19 protein-coding genes are annotated in these 16,812 nt (G+C 71.4%); 12 read left to right on the forward strand and 7 right to left on the reverse strand.

Features of this window, described 5'->3' with window-relative positions:
• Window positions 1-42: 42 nt before the first annotated feature.
• From paaA to ASE68_RS15365, 7 genes are all read left to right on the forward strand, one after another.
• On the forward strand, window positions 43-1,032 hold the full coding sequence (gene paaA, locus ASE68_RS15335) for a 1,2-phenylacetyl-CoA epoxidase subunit PaaA (protein ID WP_055862549.1): 990 nt from the start codon (window positions 43-45) through the stop codon (window positions 1,030-1,032).
• Window positions 1,032-1,337, forward strand: coding sequence for a 1,2-phenylacetyl-CoA epoxidase subunit PaaB (paaB, locus tag ASE68_RS15340; protein ID WP_055861630.1), 306 nt, complete (start codon window positions 1,032-1,034; stop codon window positions 1,335-1,337). Before paaA ends, paaB begins: the two co-directional genes overlap by 1 nt.
• The gene (gene paaC / locus ASE68_RS15345; RefSeq protein WP_082462401.1) at window positions 1,334-2,230 is read left to right on the forward strand and encodes a 1,2-phenylacetyl-CoA epoxidase subunit PaaC; all 897 of its coding nucleotides are present in this window, start codon (window positions 1,334-1,336) and stop codon (window positions 2,228-2,230) included. Before paaB ends, paaC begins: the two co-directional genes overlap by 4 nt.
• 80 nt (window positions 2,231-2,310) lie before the next feature.
• Window positions 2,311-2,814: a 1,2-phenylacetyl-CoA epoxidase subunit PaaD gene (paaD, locus tag ASE68_RS15350; protein WP_055861633.1), complete on the forward strand. Its 504-nt coding sequence runs from the start codon at window positions 2,311-2,313 to the stop codon at window positions 2,812-2,814.
• A complete protein-coding gene (gene paaE / locus ASE68_RS15355; protein WP_082462403.1) occupies window positions 2,814-4,013 on the forward strand; it encodes a 1,2-phenylacetyl-CoA epoxidase subunit PaaE in 1,200 nt (399 codons plus the stop codon). The genes paaD and paaE overlap by 1 nt, the downstream gene beginning before the upstream one ends.
• A gap of 79 nt (window positions 4,014-4,092) precedes the next feature.
• Complete coding sequence (locus tag ASE68_RS15360) at window positions 4,093-4,878, forward strand: enoyl-CoA hydratase/isomerase family protein (protein ID WP_055861638.1); 786 nt, start codon at window positions 4,093-4,095, stop codon at window positions 4,876-4,878.
• 165 nt (window positions 4,879-5,043) lie between these two features.
• On the forward strand, window positions 5,044-5,886 hold the full coding sequence (locus ASE68_RS15365) for a GDSL-type esterase/lipase family protein (protein ID WP_055861641.1): 843 nt from the start codon (window positions 5,044-5,046) through the stop codon (window positions 5,884-5,886).
• A gap of 108 nt (window positions 5,887-5,994) precedes the next feature.
• On the opposite strand, the gene ASE68_RS15370 is transcribed toward ASE68_RS15365, so the two are convergent.
• Window positions 5,995-6,789: an SGNH/GDSL hydrolase family protein gene (locus ASE68_RS15370; RefSeq protein WP_055861644.1), complete on the reverse strand. Its 795-nt coding sequence runs from the start codon at window positions 6,787-6,789 to the stop codon at window positions 5,995-5,997.
• A 144-nt stretch (window positions 6,790-6,933) separates the two neighbouring features.
• On the opposite strand from ASE68_RS15370, the gene ASE68_RS15375 reads away from it, so the two are divergent.
• The 5 genes from ASE68_RS15375 to ASE68_RS15395 all read left to right on the forward strand — a co-directional run bounded on the left by ASE68_RS15375 (window position 6,934) and on the right by ASE68_RS15395 (window position 10,418).
• Entirely contained in the window at window positions 6,934-8,052 is a 1,119-nt protein-coding gene (locus ASE68_RS15375; RefSeq protein ID WP_082462405.1) for an acyltransferase, read from the forward strand.
• Window positions 8,053-8,197: 145 nt separating this feature from the next.
• Complete coding sequence (locus tag ASE68_RS15380; RefSeq protein WP_055861650.1) at window positions 8,198-8,431, forward strand: hypothetical protein; 234 nt, start codon at window positions 8,198-8,200, stop codon at window positions 8,429-8,431.
• 104 nt (window positions 8,432-8,535) lie between these two features.
• The gene (locus ASE68_RS20305) at window positions 8,536-8,916 is read left to right on the forward strand and encodes a hypothetical protein (RefSeq protein WP_157421715.1); all 381 of its coding nucleotides are present in this window, start codon (window positions 8,536-8,538) and stop codon (window positions 8,914-8,916) included.
• 2 nt (window positions 8,917-8,918) lie between these two features.
• Window positions 8,919-9,668, forward strand: coding sequence for a hypothetical protein (locus ASE68_RS15390; protein ID WP_055861653.1), 750 nt, complete (start codon window positions 8,919-8,921; stop codon window positions 9,666-9,668).
• Window positions 9,669-9,680: 12 nt separating this feature from the next.
• On the forward strand, window positions 9,681-10,418 hold the full coding sequence (locus tag ASE68_RS15395) for a YdeI family protein (protein WP_055861656.1): 738 nt from the start codon (window positions 9,681-9,683) through the stop codon (window positions 10,416-10,418).
• 26 nt (window positions 10,419-10,444) lie between these two features.
• On the opposite strand, the gene mnhG is transcribed toward ASE68_RS15395, so the two are convergent.
• The 6 genes from mnhG to ASE68_RS15425 are packed head-to-tail and all read right to left on the reverse strand — an operon-like array spanning window position 10,445 to window position 16,790.
• Window positions 10,445-10,801 (reverse strand): monovalent cation/H(+) antiporter subunit G, encoded by a 357-nt coding sequence (mnhG, locus tag ASE68_RS15400; RefSeq protein ID WP_055861659.1) that lies wholly within the window; start codon window positions 10,799-10,801, stop codon window positions 10,445-10,447.
• A complete protein-coding gene (locus tag ASE68_RS15405) occupies window positions 10,798-11,070 on the reverse strand; it encodes a monovalent cation/H+ antiporter complex subunit F (RefSeq protein WP_055861662.1) in 273 nt (90 codons plus the stop codon). Before ASE68_RS15405 ends, mnhG begins: the two co-directional genes overlap by 4 nt.
• A complete protein-coding gene (locus ASE68_RS15410) occupies window positions 11,067-11,702 on the reverse strand; it encodes a Na+/H+ antiporter subunit E (protein ID WP_055861665.1) in 636 nt (211 codons plus the stop codon). Before ASE68_RS15410 ends, ASE68_RS15405 begins: the two co-directional genes overlap by 4 nt.
• Complete coding sequence (locus tag ASE68_RS15415) at window positions 11,699-13,279, reverse strand: Na+/H+ antiporter subunit D (protein ID WP_055861670.1); 1,581 nt, start codon at window positions 13,277-13,279, stop codon at window positions 11,699-11,701. The genes ASE68_RS15410 and ASE68_RS15415 overlap by 4 nt, the downstream gene beginning before the upstream one ends.
• The gene (locus tag ASE68_RS15420) at window positions 13,276-13,818 is read right to left on the reverse strand and encodes a sodium:proton antiporter (RefSeq protein ID WP_055861672.1); all 543 of its coding nucleotides are present in this window, start codon (window positions 13,816-13,818) and stop codon (window positions 13,276-13,278) included. Before ASE68_RS15420 ends, ASE68_RS15415 begins: the two co-directional genes overlap by 4 nt.
• A complete protein-coding gene (locus tag ASE68_RS15425; protein WP_055861674.1) occupies window positions 13,815-16,790 on the reverse strand; it encodes a Na+/H+ antiporter subunit A in 2,976 nt (991 codons plus the stop codon). The genes ASE68_RS15420 and ASE68_RS15425 overlap by 4 nt, the downstream gene beginning before the upstream one ends.
• Between the last annotated feature and the right edge of the window lie 22 nt (window positions 16,791-16,812).

A 16,812-nucleotide genomic window follows, 5' to 3' on the forward strand; every position in this document is an offset into this window, starting at 1 on the left:
ATGCCGCCGGCACCCGCAACCGCGAACACACAGGAGTCGACGATGACCTCACCCGCTGACCTCAGCGTGGTCGAACCCGAGCGCTCGCCCGAGCAGGCGCAGTTCGACGACCTCATCGCCGCGGACTCGCGCATCGAGCCCCGCGACTGGATGCCCGACGCGTACCGCAAGACGCTCATCCGCCAGATCAGCCAGCACGCGCACTCCGAGATCATCGGCATGCAGCCCGAGTCCAACTGGATCACGCGCGCGCCGAGCCTGAAGCGCAAGGCGATCCTCATGGCCAAGGTGCAGGACGAAGCCGGTCACGGGCTCTACCTCTACTCCGCCGCGCAGACGCTCGGCATCACGCGCGACGAGATGATGAACCAGCTCATCGAGGGCCGCGCGCGCTACTCGTCGATCTTCAACTACCCCACCCCGACGTGGGCCGACATGGGCGCGATCGGATGGCTCGTCGACGGCGCCGCGATCTGCAACCAGGTTCCGCTGTGCCGCGCGTCGTACGGCCCCTACGGTCGGGCGATGGTGCGCATCTGCAAGGAGGAGTCGTTCCACCAGCGCCAGGGCTTCGAGATCCTGCTCGAGCTCATGCAGGGCACCGACGCCCAGAAGCAGATGGCGCAGGACGCCGTGGACCGCTGGTACTGGCCCGCGCTGCAGATGTTCGGCCCGCCCGACGACCAGTCGCCGAACTCGGCGCAGTCGATGGCGTGGAACATCAAGCGCTTCTCGAACGACGACCTGCGCCAGCGCTTCGTCGGCATGCTCGTGCCGCAGGCCGAGGTCATGGGCGTCACGCTGCCCGACCCGAACCTGCGCTTCAACGAGGAGACCGGCGAGTACGACATGAGCGAGATCGACTGGACCGAGTTCGAGGAGGTGCTCGCCGGCCGCGGACCGGCCAACGCCGAGCGCATCCGCCGACGCCGCGAGGCCCACGACGAGGGCGCCTGGGTGCGCGAGGCCGCTGCCGAGTACGCCCGCAAGCAGTCCGAGCGGCAGCTCGCGGCATCCGGGGCGGTGGCGTGATGAGCACCCCCGGCGAGATGGGAACCGAGCCCTGGCCCCTGTGGGAGGTCTTCGTGCGCGCCAACCGCGGCCTGAGCCACGTGCACGTCGGCTCGCTGCACGCGCCCGACTCCGACATGGCCGTGCGCAACGCGCGCGACCTCTACACGCGCCGCAACGAGGGCGTGTCGATCTGGGTGGTGCCCGCCGATGCGATCACCACGAGCGACCCCGACGCGAAGGGCGCCTTCTTCGAGAGCCCCGCCGGCAAGAACTACCGGCACGCCGTCTACTACACGAAGAGCGAAGGGGTGAAGCACCTGTGAGCACGCCCTCCCTGCACGATGCCGGGCACGACACGGGCCACGATGCCGGCCACGACGCCCACGGCTCCGTCACCGTCGACGAGCTCGCGCTCGCCGAGGAGCTCGCCGGCGCCGGCATCCTCGGCGCCGGTCGCGTGGCATCGGCGGATGCCGCGGAGTACGCCATGCGCCTCGGCGACGACGCCCTTGTGCTCGCCCAGCAGCTCGGCATGTGGATCACGCGCGCCCCCGAACTCGAGGAGGATGTCGCCCTCGGCAACATCGGCCTCGACCTCATCGGCCACGCCCGCTCGCTGCTGCACTACGCGGGCACGGCGACCGGCCGCAGCGAGGACGATCTCGCGTACTGGCGCGGCGAGCCCGAGTTCCGCAACGCGTGGCTCTTCGAGCAGCCGAACGGCGACTTCGCGCACACGATCGCGCGCCAGCTCGTCGCGTCGCTGTACCTCTACGAGCTCTACGGCGCGCTCGAGGGCTCGACCGACGAGACGATCGCGGCCATCGCGGCGAAGTCGGTCAAGGAGGTCGACTACCACCGCGACCACGCCGTGCAATGGGTGCTGCGCCTCGCGGGCGGCACCGACGAGTCGCGCCGCCGCATGATCATGGCCGTGACCGATACCTGGCCGTACGTCGACGAGCTCTTCGCCGACGACGCGCTCGTCGAGCGGCTCGCCGCCGACGGCGTCGCCGTGCTGCCGTCGACCCTGCGCCCCGCGTTCGAGGCGGCCGTCGACGCCGTGTTCGCCGAGGCGGAGCTCGAACGCCCGACCGGCCGCACGGCGTTCATCGCCTCCGGCGGCGGACGCGAGGGCCGGCACACCGAGCACCTCGGGCCGCTCCTGGCCGAGATGCAGGTGCTCGCACGCCGGCACCCGGGTGCATCGTGGTGACCGCGCTCGCCCGGCCCGCGGCATCCGCTGGTCTCGATACGGGCGCTGTGCGCCCTACTCGACCGGCGGAGACCGTCGCCGTGCGCCCGACGCGCCCGGCCGACGCACGCGTATGGGACGTCGCGGCGACCGTGACCGACCCCGAGATCCCGGTGCTGACGATCGAGGACCTCGGGGTGCTGCGCTCGGCGGTCGTCGACGACGACGGCGTCGTGCGCGTGCAGCTCACGCCCACGTACAGCGGATGCCCCGCCCTCGACGCCATGCGCGACGACGTCGTGCTGGCGCTCACCCACGCCGGCTACGACGACGTGCACGTCGACCTCGTGCTCGCGCCCGCCTGGACCACCGACTGGATGAGCGAGACGGGCAAGGCGAAGCTGCGCCGCTACGGCATCCAAGCGCCCACCGGCCGGGCCGCCGCGCGCGACGCCGGACCGGTGCGCGTGCAGCTCGCGGTCAAGTGCCCGCGCTGCGACTCCCTGAACACCCGCGAACTCGCCCGCTTCGGCTCGACCTCGTGCAAGGCGCTCTACGAGTGCCGCGACTGCCTCGAGCCCTTCGACTACTTCAAGGTGCTCTGATGGCCGCGCGCAACCTCGGGTCGACGACGACCCGACCGACGGATGCCGCGGCCGAGGCGTTCCTCGCCTCCACCGTGGGCGGCGGCCACCTGCCGACCCGCCGCCGTGCGAGGTTCCACCGGCTCGAGGTCGCCGAGGTGCGTCCACTCACGGCCGACGCCGTCGAGGTCACGTTCGCGGTGCCGCCCGAGCTCGCCGACGAGTACGCCTACCTGCCGGGGCAGTACGTGGCCCTCCGCACCGACCTCGAGGGCCACGAGCGCCGCCGCAGCTACTCCATCTGCCGCCCGCCCGAGCGGTCCGCCGACGGGAGCGCCACGATCTCGGTCGGCATCAAGCGCGACCTCGGCGGCATCTTCTCGACGTGGGCGAACGCCGAGCTGAAGGCCGGTGACGCCCTCGACGTGATGAGTCCCCAGGGCACCTTCACGTCGACCCTCGACGCACTCGACGGCAAGCACGTCGTCGCGATCGCCGCAGGATCGGGCATCACGCCGCTGATGGCGCTCGCGCACACGGTGCTGGCCCGCTCCGCGACATCCGAGTTCGAGCTCATCTACACGAACCGGTCGACGCTCGACGTGATGTTCCTCGAGGAGCTCGCCGAACTGAAGGACCGCTACCCCTCGAGGATCGCGCTGCACCACGTGCTCTCGCGGGAGCAGCGCACCGCGCCGCTGCTCTCGGGCCGCATCGACGCCGAGAAGCTCGGCACGATGCTCGACGTGCTCATCCGCCCCGAGACGGTCGACGAGTGGTTCCTCTGCGGGCCGTTCGAGCTCGTGCAGCTCGCCCGCGACACCCTCGCCGAGCGCGGCGTGCCCACCGAGCATGTGCGGTACGAACTGTTCACGACCGACGCCGACCGCGTCGAGCCGCAGCGCGGCCGGCCCGTCGAGGTGCTGCAGGGCGAGCGCACGTTCGCGATCGAGTTCACGCTCGACGGGCAGTCCTCGACCGTCGAGAGCCCGGTCTCGGCGCACGAGTCGATCCTGAACGCGGCGCTCCGGGTTCGGCCCGACGTGCCGTTCGCCTGCGCCGGCGGCGTGTGCGGCACCTGCCGCGCCCGGCTCGTCGACGGCGACGTGACGATGACCGAGAACTACGCGCTCGAGCCCGACGAGCTCGAACGAGGGTACGTGCTCACGTGCCAGTCGCATCCGACCTCCGACCGCGTCACGGTCGACTACGACGTGTGAGCACCGGAATCGACCGACCCATCCGATCGGCCGTGAGCCGACCATCGAACGGACCATCTTCTACAGGAACGGAACGAGCATGATCGAGATCACCGTGGCCGACGGCGTCGCCGAGATCGTGCTGAACGCCCCCGAGAAGCTCAACGCACTCGACGAGCGGGGGCTCGACGAGCTCACCGCCGCCTACGCCGAGGCCGAGCGCCTCGCCGAGGCCGGCGACGTGCGCGCCCTCGTGCTGCGCGGCGAGGGCCGGGCGTTCTGCGCCGGCCGCGACATCTCGGGCGTCGACCCGCGCGACGACGACGTGCTCGGCTACCTCGGCGGCCGAGTGCAGCCGCTGCTCGAGCGCATGGCCGCGTTCCCGGCGCCCACCTTCGCGATCGCGCACGGCGCGTGCCTCGGCGTCGGGCTCGGACTGCTCGTGGCGAGCGACATCGTCTACGTCGCCGACACCGCGAAGATCGGCTCGCCGTTCGCGAACCTCGGCGCGACCCTCGACTCCGGCGGGCACGCGCTCTTCGTCGAGCGGCTCGGCGCGCACCGCACCATGGACCTCATCGTCACCGGCCGCCTCATGACGGGCGCCGAGGCGGTCGCGGCCGGGCTGTTCTCGCAGGCGTTCCCCGCCGACGAGGTGACGGATGCCACCCGCTCCGCGGCCCGCGCCGCGGCCTCCGGGGCCACGCAGGCGTTCATCGCCTCGAAGGCGCTCGTCGCGTCGCTCCGCGACGACCGGCTCGGACTCTGGGCGTCGATGGCCGACGAGAACCGCGCCCAGGCGGCGCTCTGCGACACCGACGACTACCGCGAGGGCTTCGCCGCGTTCCAGCAGAAGCGTCGGCCGGTCTTCACCGGTCGCGTCTGACCTGGCCTGCGTCGGCCGCTCGGCGGCCCGCGGCATCCGCGACTTGTGCCCGAAGGGTTGCCGGTCGGGCCGGGTGCGCGTAGATTACGCGCGCATTCCCTGCGATGAGTACTCGGCTCCGTACGGCGCGACCCGACACCGTGCGGTTCAGCGGAAGGACGTCTCGTGCCCGCTCGTCGTAGGATCCGATACGCACTGGGTGCGACCGCCGCGGCGTTCGCACTCGTCGCCACGACGTTCTTCGGGGCCGCCGGAGCGCAGGCCGCGGCGCCGCCGCCACCGTCGATCGCGGCACTGGGCGACTCGATCTCGCAGGCGTACGACGCGTGCGGATACCGTGCGTGCCCGACCTACAGCTGGTCCACGGGCAGCGTCGCCTCGGTCAACTCGCACGCGTCGCGCATCCGCGCCGCCGGCGTGCCCGCGCTCGTCGTCAGCAACAACTCGGTCGTCGCGGTGAAGGCGGCGGGCCTGCAGGCGCAGGCGCAGCTCGCGGTGACCAAGCAGGCGCAGTACGTCACGGTGCAGATCGGCGCGAACGACGCCTGCACCCCGACGGTCGCGACCATGACCCCGGTCGCCGCGTTCGAGGCGTCGGTGCTCGCCGCGCTGACGACGATCAACCAGGGCTCGCCGAACACCAAGGTGTTCGTCGCGAGCATCCCGAACCTGAAGCGCATGTGGGAGCTCAGCAAGGGCAAGGCGGGCGCGCGGCTGATCTGGGCCGCCGGTCGCATCTGCCAGTCGATGCTCGTCAAGCCGACGAGCACGGCCGCGGCCGACGTGGCGCGCCGCGACCAGGTGCAGGCGAGGGCGAACGAGTTCAATGCCGCCCTCGCCCGGGTCTGCACGCCCGCGAGGAACTGCTCGTTCGACGGCAATGCGGTCGCGAACTACGTGTTCACGGCGAGCCAGGTATCGACGCTCGACTACTTCCATCCGAGCATCGCGGGCCAGGCCAAGCTCGCCGAGATCACGTGGCCGCTCACCCCGTACGGCGCCCCCTGATCGCCTGAGCCGCCGGTGCCCCTCACCGGCGAAGGGCCCGGGTGTCTCGCGAACGCCCGGGCCGACCACCCGATCGTGCGCTGGGTCGAGCGCGTCGGTCGCGCTCCGTCAGTCGAGGTCGGATACCGCGAGGAACGCCGCGACGAACCGCGCTGCGAGGTACGCGTACCCGGAGTCGTTCAGGTGCAGGCCGTCGCCGAGGTCGAGCAGGTCGCTGTTGCGCTCCGTGATCCAGGCCCGCGGGCTCGAGGGATCGATGAACACGGCACCGGCCGACTCGCTCGCCGTGCGGATGGTGGCGAGGTGCACGAGACGGGCCGTGCCCTGGGCGATCGGCTCGGCCGGTCCGAACACGACGACGACGGCGTCGGGCCATTGCGTGCGGGCCGCCCGCACGGCCTGCTGCACCGCCGTGTACTCCGCTTCGGCAGTGGCCTCCAGGTCGTTGAGCCCGCCCTGCAGCACGATCAGGTCGTAGTCCGACCCGGTGCGCGCCTCGGCCAGCAGCCGTTGCCGGAATCCGACGTCCGTGGATCCGTCGGTCGCCGTCGTCTTCGTGAAGCCGGTGCCTCCGACACCGTCGATCGTGGCGCGCCACCCGAGGGAGCTCGCGGCGATGGTCGCCCAGTTCGCCGATGCGGAGGTGGCTCCGTAGCCCTCCGTGAACGAGTCGCCGACGATGAGCGCACGGGCGTTCGCCGGCAGGTCGGCCACGGAGGGGGCGGTCACGGCAGGCGTCGGGATCGGGGTCGGCGTGGGGGAGGGCATGGGGGAGGGCGACCCGCTCGACGGCGACGCCGAGTGCGTTCCGCCCGGTGCGCCCGACAGGGGCAGCGTCGCGCCGAGCGCGATGGGTGCCGCGACGATCGCCGCGCAACCGGCCGCGCCGATGAGGACGAGCACGGTCGTTCGCGCTCGTAACCGCGCTGACCCCCCTCGGACCATGCAGTGAGCATAACCGCGCATTCCTTCGGATAGCATGCAGGTTGCGTTCGCTGACCCCCACGGGCGCCCACCATCCACCTGGTACCCCCGAGAAGGTGACTCATGCCTGCTGCCCGGAGCCGTCTGCGGTCGCTCGACGGCTTGCGCGGACTCGCAGCGCTGATCGTGCTCGTGCACCACTCGCTGCTGGTCGTCCCCGGCCTCGCCGCCCCGTACTTCGGCCAGCCCGCCGAGCCCGGCGTGACCTGGCTCCTCGTGCACACCCCGCTGCACCTGCTGTGGGGCGGCACCGAGGCCGTGTACCTCTTCTTCATCCTGTCGGGCCTCGTGCTGTCGCTGGCCGCGCGGTCGTCGTCGTTCTCGTGGGGCTCGTACTTCCCGTCGCGCATCGTGCGCCTCTACGTGCCGGTCGTCGCCGCGGTCGTCCTGGCGGCCGTCGTGATCGCGTTGCTCCCCCGCAGCGGGCCGACCGAGAGCATCTGGCTCGCCGGGCGAGGCGACGCGTACCCGCTTCGCTCGATGTTCGCCGACATGCTGCTCATCGGCGGCCCGAGCGGCATCGTCAGCCCGCTGTGGTCGCTGGAGTGGGAGGTGCTGTTCTCGCTCCTGCTCCCCGTCTACCTCTACGCCGGTCGGCGCATGCCCGCGTGGCTGCAGGCCGTCGCGGCGATCGCGCTCTCCACGCTGGGTGCGCTCGTGAGCCTCCCGGCGCTCATGTACCTCCCGATGTTCGCGCTGGGTGTCGCCCTCGCCTCCGGGTGGGAGCGCATCGCCGAGATCCTGGGTCGCATGCCACGTCGGGTCGCGATCCCGGTGTGGACCGTCACGGTGACGGGCGCGCTCCTGCTCACGAACTCCTACTGGATGCTCCTGCCGTTCACGAGCGCCGGCATCGCGCGTGCGGTGACCATGCCGCTCATCCTCGCGGGCGTCGCGATCCTGATCGTCGCCGCGGTGCACGCGGGGCTCCCGAACCGCATCCTGTCGTCGCGACCGCTGCTGTTCCTCGGCACGATCTCGTTCAGCCTGTACCTCGTGCACGAGCCGCTCGTGATCGCGATCGGCCACCTCGTTCCGCGCCCGTTCCTGACGGTGCTCATCGCGGTTCCGGTGTCGCTCGTCGTCGCCGTGGTGTTCTATCGGGTGGTCGAACGTCCGGCGCACATCCTGGCGAAGCGCGTGCGCGATCACGCCGCTCGCGAGGTCGTGCTCGCGGCCTGACCGGCGCCGGTACACGCCCGATCGCGAGGGTGCCTTAGGCCGCCTCGCACGTGCCTTAGGCCGCCTCGCACGAATAGGGCGGATGCCCGATACCCCGTGGGCACCTCAGCGACGAATGTCGACTCCAGACGAACAAGGAGTCGACATGATGATCTCGGAACACAGCCACCTCCACCTCCTGCGCGCCGAGGAAGAGCGGATCACGCGGGAGCTCGAGCGTCGACGTGAGCAGTTCGAACGCTCGCTCGAGGACGCAGCGGCGGCGGAGCCCGTGCGCGACGGCGGGCGTTCGGCCGGCCACTCCTGGTGGGCCGGCCTCCTGCACCCGCGCGCTCGGCACGACGGCGCCGCCGCGCACGGCCACGCCCACGCCGCCTGACGGAAGGTTCGACCGGCGGGCGGCAGGGTGGCGCCGGCCGGTGGCCTTCCGGCCGCGCCGCCGCTGCGCTTGACCGGCGCCCGCCGGTCGGACACGCTGAGGGCATGAGCGAAACGACGCGTGGCTCCGTGCGCGGGGCGGCCTTCTGGATCTGTTACGCGATCACGCTGATCAGCGCCCTCACGAGCGTCACGTTCGCGATCATCGCCGTGGTCGACGCCGGGCTCGATGCGACCGACGCCCTCTACGCGGCATCCCGCAGCATCGCCCTCGTCGTGCTCGCCCTGGTCGCACCGCTGTTCCGGTCGGATGCCGCGCTGCTCGCGGTCGCCGTGGCCATGACCATCGTGCAGGGCATCGACGCCTTCATCGGGGCCCTGCAGGGTGACGTCGGCAAGACCATCGGGCCCGTCGTGCTCTGCCTCGCCACGATCGTCGCCGCCACCTTCCTCGCGCGGAGCGACCGCACGCGCGACCGCGACTGACCATGCCGCACCAGTACGCGCTGCACACCGACGTCGAAGCCCGCTGCCTCTGCTGCGAGAGCATGCAGCACTTCGTGTTCGCCTCGCCCACCGACCACGTCGTCTGCGAGCACTGCCGTCGGCACCTCGGCGACGAGAAGGCCGAGCGGCGCGACCGCGAGCATGTCGCACTGTGGCGGGGCATCGTCGCGGCTCGGGATGTCGCGGCCGCCGACGCGGCCACGACCGCCGAGACCGCGGCGGGTGAAGCCGCGCGAACGATCGCCGGGCTGACCGCCGAACGCGACCAGCTGCGTGCGGGCGCGATCGACGCAACCGGCGAGACCGGAGCCGCGCTGCGCCGCGACCTCGAGGGCGAGCTCGTGCGCCGCGCCGAACGTGCGACCGAGCTGACGAATCGGCGGCTCGACCGCGGCATGCTCGCGCTGTGGCGCCTGCAGGCGTACCACCACCCCGACCCGCGCAAGCCAGGCGCCTGCACCTGCGGCAAGCCGCTGCCGACATGCCCCGAGAGCCGAGTGCTCGAGGGCGTGCGCCAGGAGATGCGCGACTGGGAGGCCCGCAACCTCGCGCTGCTGCGCGACGGCAAGCGGCACGGACTCCCGCCGGAGCACCCCGAGGTCGCCGCTGCCGGCGGCGGGAGCGGTGGGGATGATGGCCGTACCGGTGGTGCTGCTGGTGGCGCCGCACGTGGCAGCGCCGCTCCGAACCGGGGCTCCGGCCCGCGCCGGCCGGGTGTCGGCGGTCGCTGACAGACTGGGCGTATGGCCTCCCCGATCGGCACCCCCGGCGGCACGCCCGAGCGCCCGGCGATCTTCTTCGCCGATGCCGCCGAGTTCCGCGCATGGCTCGAGGCGAACCACGAGACCGCGCCCGAGCTGTGGATGGGCCTCTACAAGAAGCACGTCGACGAAGCCGGGCTCACCTGGGCCGAGGCCGTGCCGGAGGCGCTCTGCTTCGGGTGGATCGACTCGGTTTCGCAGCGCATCGACGACGACGCCCGGCGCCAGCGCTGGAGTCCGCGCAAGCCCACGAGCATCTGGTCGGCGGTGAACCTCGCCCACGTCGAGCGGCTCACCGCCGAGGGCCGCATGCGCCCGGCCGGGCAGGCCGCCTACGAGCGGCGGCGGGCAGAGCGAACGGCCGTCTACTCGCACGAGGCGGGCGACGTGCAGTTGCCGCCCGAAGCCGAGGCCAGGCTCGAGGCCGACGCCGCGGCATCCGCCTTCTGGGCCCTGGCGACCGGCTCGTATCGGCGTATGGCGATTCACTGGGTGCTCACCGCGAAGCAGGAGGCCACGCGCGAGCGCCGTCTCGTGCAGCTCATCGACGACTGCGCCGCCGGGCGTCTCGTGCCCCCGCAGCGCTTCGGCACCACGCCGAAGTGGGTCGAGCGTGCGGCCGAGGCGGCGCGCAGAGCCGCCGATGGTGCGGCGGGCGGCGGTGCAGCGGGCGATGGTTCCGACAGCGGCGGCGGTTCCGACAGCGGCGACGAGCGCTGACCCTCAGCGCAGACGAGCGCTGAGCCTCAGCGCGAACCCTCCTGGTCGTGCGCGGCGATGTCGCGGTCGAGCTCGTCCTCGATGAGCAGGTCGCGGCGCACGTGGTCGCTGCGGTAGGCCGCGCGCCCGAGCATGTGCGCCGTCATCGGCTGCGTCAGCAGCTGGAACGTCATGATGAGCACGACGGTCGTCAGCACGCCCCAGGTGGGCACCTGCACGACGATCGCGACGAGCACCGCGGCGAGCCCGAGCACCTGCGGCTTGGTCGCCGCGTGCAGGCGGGTGAGCACGTCGGGGAACCGCACGATGCCGATGCCGGCGGCCATCGACAGGAACCCGCTCACCACGATGAGCAGGCCGACGGCGATCTCGGCGGCGCTCACGAGGCATCCTGCTTTCCCATGTAGCGCGCGATCGAGATCGACCCGACCACTGCGAACATCGCCAGCACGAGCAGGACGACGAGCGTGTCGGTGTGCCGGTTCACGGCCATCTCGGCGCCGAGCGCGCAGATCGCGATCGCGAGCAGCACGTCGGTCGCGAGCGCTCGATCGAGGATCGACGGGCCGCGGATGATGCGGATGACGGCGGCGATCGCGCCGATGCCGAACATGATGCCCGCGGCGATGCTCGCGAGCGTGAGGAAGCTCATCTCTCCTCCTTCGAACGGATGTCGCGGGGCAGCCCCTCGCGGCGCTGCCGGCGCCGTTCGCGCCTGGCCTCTCGCACCGACGCGGCCTGGGCGTGCGTGCCGATGGCGAGCACGATGCGCTCCTCGGTGCCGAGCACGTCGCGGTGGGTGCGTTCGAGGTCGGCTTCGGTGCGCGTGCCGAGGGCGTGCAGGTAGAGCAGCCCGCGCTCACGGTCGATGTCGACCACGACCGTGCCGGGCACGACCGAGATCGCCTCGGCCGTGAGGGTCGTCACGAGGTCGGACCGCGTGAGCAGTTGCACGGCGATGATCGAGTTCATCGGCTTCCACCACGGGTTGATCGAGAACCACGCGACCTGCAGCGAGGCGACGACGACGTCGAACATCATGCGGAGGCCGAGCAGCAGGCCCCGCCACGGGTTGAAGCGGCCGCTGAGCAGCACGGGCGGCAGGTAGAGGGTGCGCGTCACCAGGACGGCGAGCAGGATGCCCGAGACGACCGTGAGCAGGTCGATGTGATCCCAGAGAAAGCACCAGAGGGCCACGAGCGCGACGAGCAGCGGCAGCTGCCGCCAGACGCTCCACCACCGGTTGACGGTGGGCACCGAGTCGGTCGACGGGCCGGTCGTCATCGCACACCCCCGGGGAAGACGAGCGAGACGTAGACCGACGGGTCGATGAGGTTCTCTGCCGCACGGTCGGCGAATCCGAACAGCGGGCCGGCGAACACGGTGAGCAGCACCGTGACGACCACGAGCACGGTCGTCGCCGCGACCATGAGCTTGGGCGTGGTCTTCGTCTCGGTGACCGTGGCGCCCTCGGGAGCCTCCTGCACGGATCCGAGCAGCACCGACTCGTAGCCGTCGAGCTCCTCGCGCCGGCGCCAGAACGCCATGTTCCAGAACCTCGTGAGGGCGTAGAGCGTGATGAGCGAGGTGATCGCGCCCGCCGCGACGACGGTCCAGACGAGCCAGGCCGTCGCCGGGTCGGCCGCGGCCTGCTCGCCGCCGGCGAGGAAGAGCCCGGTCTTGCCGAGGAAGCCCGAGAACGGCGGGATGCCGCCGAGGTTCAGCGCGGGGATGAAGAACAGGATCGCGAGGAACGGCGAGGCCTTCAGCAGCCCGGCGAGCCGGTTGATCGAGGTCGCCCCGCCGAACCGCTCGATGAGCCCGGTCGTCAGGAACAGCGTCGTCTGCACCGTGATGTGGTGCACGACGTAGTAGATCGTCGCGGCCATGCCGAGCTGGGTGCCGAGCGCGATGCCGAAGATCATGTAGCCGATGTGGCTGACGAGCGTGAACGAGAGCAGTCGTTTGATGTCGGCCTGGGTGAGCGCACCGAGGATGCCGATGACCATCGTCAGCCCGCCCACGACCATGAGCAGCAACGAGAGGTCCTGCTCGGAGAAGATCACGGTCTCGGTGCGGATGATCGCGTAGACGCCGACCTTCGTGAGCAGGCCGGCGAACACGGCCGTGACCGGCGCAGGCGCCGTCGGGTACGAGTCGGGCAGCCAGAACGAGAGCGGGAATACGGCGGCCTTGATGCCGAACGCGATGAGCAGCAGCAGGTGCAGGATCAGCTGCACCTGGTCTGGCAGCGCGCCGATGCGCACCGACAGCTGCGCGATGTTCGCGGTGCCGGTCGCACCGTAGATGAGCGCGATCGCGCTGAGGAAGAAGAGCGACGAGACGAGGCTCACGATGATGTACGTGACGCCGGCGCGGATGCGCTCGCCCGTGCCGCCGAGCGTCAGCAGCACGTAGCTCGCCGACAGCAGGATCTCGAACCCGACGTAGAGGTTGAACAGGTCGCCGGCGATGAACGCGTTGAACACGCCGGCCGACAGGATCAGGTAGCTCGGGTGGAAGATCGACACCGGCGTCTCCCGGTGCCGGTCGGCGACGCCCTGCCCGACGGCGTACACGAGCACCACGAGCAGCACGATGGCCGACACGAGCAGCATGATCGCCGAGAGCCGGTCGACGACGAGCACGATGCCGAACGGCGCCGGCCAGCCTCCGACGGTCACGGCGATCGGCTCGCCGGCATCGACGACCGCGAGCAGCACCGACGCGATCACGACGACGCCCGCGAGCACCGCGGTGCTGACGAGCATCTGCGCACGCCGGTGGCGTCCGAGGATCAGGGCGGATGCCGCGCCGAGGAGGGGCAGCAGCACCACGAGGGGCACGAGCGCGGCGGTCATCGGTCGCCCTCCCCTTCGGTGCGGTCGCGGTCACGGTCTGCGGGGGCCTGCTCGGCCCGGTCGCGGGCGGCGGCCTCGAACTCGAGGTCCTCGTCTGGCTCCTCGTCGCTCGCCTCGATGAGCTCCTGGATCGCGGCGTCGTCTGCGGCGGAGATGCGGATGAGGTCGGCCGCCTCTTCGGCGTCGTGCAGGTCTTCCTCCTCGTCGTCGATGAGATCGCCCTTGGCGCCGAGCTGAGCGAGCCACCAGGAGCGGTAGATGAGGGCGAGCATGAACGCCGTGATGCCGAGGTTGATGACGATCGCGGTGAGCACGAACGCCTGCGGCAGCGGGTCGGAGATCTCGCCGGCATCGACGCCCTCGCCGAGGATCGGCGCGAGCCCGGGCGCCCCGCTCATCAGGTAGATGAGCACGTTGACGGCGTTGCCGACGAGCAGGAACCCGATGAGCACCCGCGTCAGGCTGCGCTCGAGCATGATCGAGATGCCCGCGCCGAACATGACGGCCATGAGCACCACGAGGGTCAGGGAGCCGGTCATGCGCGCGCCCCCTCGGTCGGAGCGGGCTCGGGGTCGTCGACGTCGTCGTCGGCGTGCTCCTGCTGCCGGTCGACCTCGCCGCCGAGCGAGCGGAGGATGTCGAGCACGAGGCCGACGACCACGAGGTACACGCCGATGTCGAACAGCGTCGACGTGCCGATCGAGATCGTGCCGAGCACCGGCACCTCGGTCTCGAACCAGGCCGACTCGAGCGGGATGCCGCTGAAGAACAGCGACGCCGTGGCCGTTCCGGCGGCGAGCAGCAGGCCCGTGCCGAGCAGGCGCCCGGCGTCGACGGGCGCGGCCTCGCCGAGCTCGTAGCGGCCGCCGGCGAGGTAGCGCGCCACGAGCGCGAGCCCGGCGAGCAATCCGCCCGCGAACCCGCCGCCCGGGGCGTTGTGCCCGACGAAGAGCAGGAACACCGAGACGACGATCGCCGGGTGGAAGAGCAGGCGCACGAGCACCTCGATGAGGATCGAGCGGTTGCGCGGCGAGATCGTGCGGCCCGCGAGCAGCCACGTCTGGCGCGTCGACGCGGCCTCGCCCGCGGCATCCGTCTCGCCCGAGGTGTTCGCCAGGCTCGTGCGGGGCGCCCGGATGCTCGACGCCGGCTCGGGCAGCGGACGCATGCGGTCGCGGCGGTCGAGGCCGAGGTCGACGTCGTCGAGGCGGGGCGCGCCGCCCGTGCGGCCCGAGACGAAGATGAGGCTCGCGACGCCCGTGGCGACGGCGACGAGCACCGAGATCTCGCCGAGCGTGTCCCAGGCGCGGATGTCGACGAGCATCACGTTCACGATGTTCTTGCCGTGCGCCTCGAGGGCGAGCGCCGGAAGGCCGCCGGCGATGGTCGGCTCGATGCGGGCGCCGAGGGCGACGAGCCCGATCACGCCCATGACGAGACCCGCCAGGCCGCCGATGATGCCGCGGGCGAGCTTGTGCACCGGAGGATTGCGCTGGGCGATCTGCTTGGGCAGCCGCCGCAGCACGAGCACGAAGACGACGATCACGATGGTCTCGACGAGCGCCTGCGTGAGGGCGAGGTCGGGTGCGCCCGACATGCCGAACAGGAGTACGAGTCCGTAGCCGGTGACGCTCACGAGCAGCACCGCGGCCATGCGCTGTCGCACGATGACGGCCGCGATCGCCGCCACGCACATCACGAACGCGATGAACGGCTGCGACGTGAAGTCCCAGAGGCGGATGTCGGCGGGCCACGCCGAGTTGAGGATCGTCGCCGTGCCGAGCCCGCCGATGAACACCGCGACGATGATCGTGAGGTAGCCGGGCAGGCCGCGGGCCTGGATGGCGGTCGTGACGGCTGCCGCCGTGCGGTCGACGGCCGACACGATGCCGAGGTACCCGCGGCTCGAGTCGACCATCGGCACGACGGCCGCCTGCAGGCGCGCGACCTCGCGCCTGGCCCACACCAGCAGCGCGCCGACGGCGAAGATGCCGAGTGAGATGAACAGGGCGGGCTCGAACCCGTGCCAGAGCGCGAGATGCATGTCGTGGGGACCCGGCAGCTCATCGGCGTAGGCCGCGAGCAGCGGTTCGATGAACGAGATCGCGAACGCCGCGACGAGGCTCGCGACGGCCAGCGTCGCCGGGGCGATCGCGATCGCCGCACCCGGTGCGTGCAACGGCGTCGGCGCGACGTCGGGCTTCGTCGAGAAGGCCCCCCAGAGGAAGCGCGAGGTGTACGCGAACGTGAGCACCGATCCGGCGACCGAGCCGATCAGGGCGATCCACGCCCAGATCGCGATCGCCCCGCCCTCGGCGGTGGCGTCGAGGAACGCCGTCAGCACGCCCTCCTTCGCCACGAACCCGAGCAGGGGCGGGATGCCCGCCATCGACGCGGCTGCGAGGCCCGCGATCACGGTGATCACGGGCATGCGTCGCCCGAGCCCCGAGAGCTTGCGCCAGTCGCGGGTGCCGGCGGCATGGTCGACGATGCCGACCGTGAGGAACAGGGTCGCCTTGAACATGGCGTGCGCGAGGAGCAGCGCGATGCCCGCGAGCGCCGCGTCGCGCGTGCCGAACCCGGTGACGAGCACGAGGAACCCGAGCTGGCTCACGGTGCCGTAGGCGAGCAGCAGCTTCAGGTCGTACTGGCGGAGGGCGCGCCATCCGCCGACGAGCATGGTGAAGACGCCGAGTGCGATGACGATCGGATGCCACACCGAGAGGTCGGCGTACCCGGGGGCGAGGCGCGCGACCAGGTAGACGCCGGCCTTGACCATCGCCGCCGCGTGCAGGTACGCGCTCACCGGGGTCGGGGCGGCCATCGCGGCCGGGAGCCAGAAGTGGAACGGCACGAGTGCGCTCTTGGAGATCGCGCCGACGAGCACGAGGGCGATGCCCCACTCGGCCGCGGCGCCCGTGACGGGGTTCGCGATGAGCTCGGAGAGCGAGGTCGTGCCTCCGGCGACGGCGAGCAGCACGAGGCCGACGAGCATCGCGAGCCCGCCGAACGTCGTGACCGTGAGCGCCTGCAGTGCGGCACCGCGGCTCTCCTTGCGGCCCGTGTAGTGGCCGATGAGGAGGTACGAGAGCACGCTCGTGGCCTCCCAGAACGTGAAGAGCACGAACACGTCGTCTGAGGTGACGAGGCCGAGCATCACGCCGGCGAACGCGAGCAGCAGCGAGGCGAAGCGGCCGAGCGCCGGCTCGTCGTCGGCGAAGTACCACGTGCAGTAGAGCAGCACCAGCGCGCCGATGCCGGTGACGACGAGCGAGAGGATCAGCGCGAGCGCGTCCATGCGGAAGCTCAGGGCGATGTCGAGCTCGGGGATCCACGGGACCGACTCGACGACGGGCGTGCCGGCGATCACGCCGGGCAGCCACGTCAGCAGCACGACGAAGGTCGCGGCGGGCACCAGGGCGATGACGGCGAAGACCCGGCGACCGAGGCGTCTCGTGAGCCACGGCGTGAGCACCGAGACGGCGGCGAAGATCGCGAGGCTGGTGATCATCCACCCTCCTCACGCTTCAGTT

The organism is Agromyces sp. Leaf222, from assembly GCF_001421565.1.
Lineage (GTDB): Bacteria > Actinomycetota > Actinomycetes > Actinomycetales > Microbacteriaceae > Agromyces.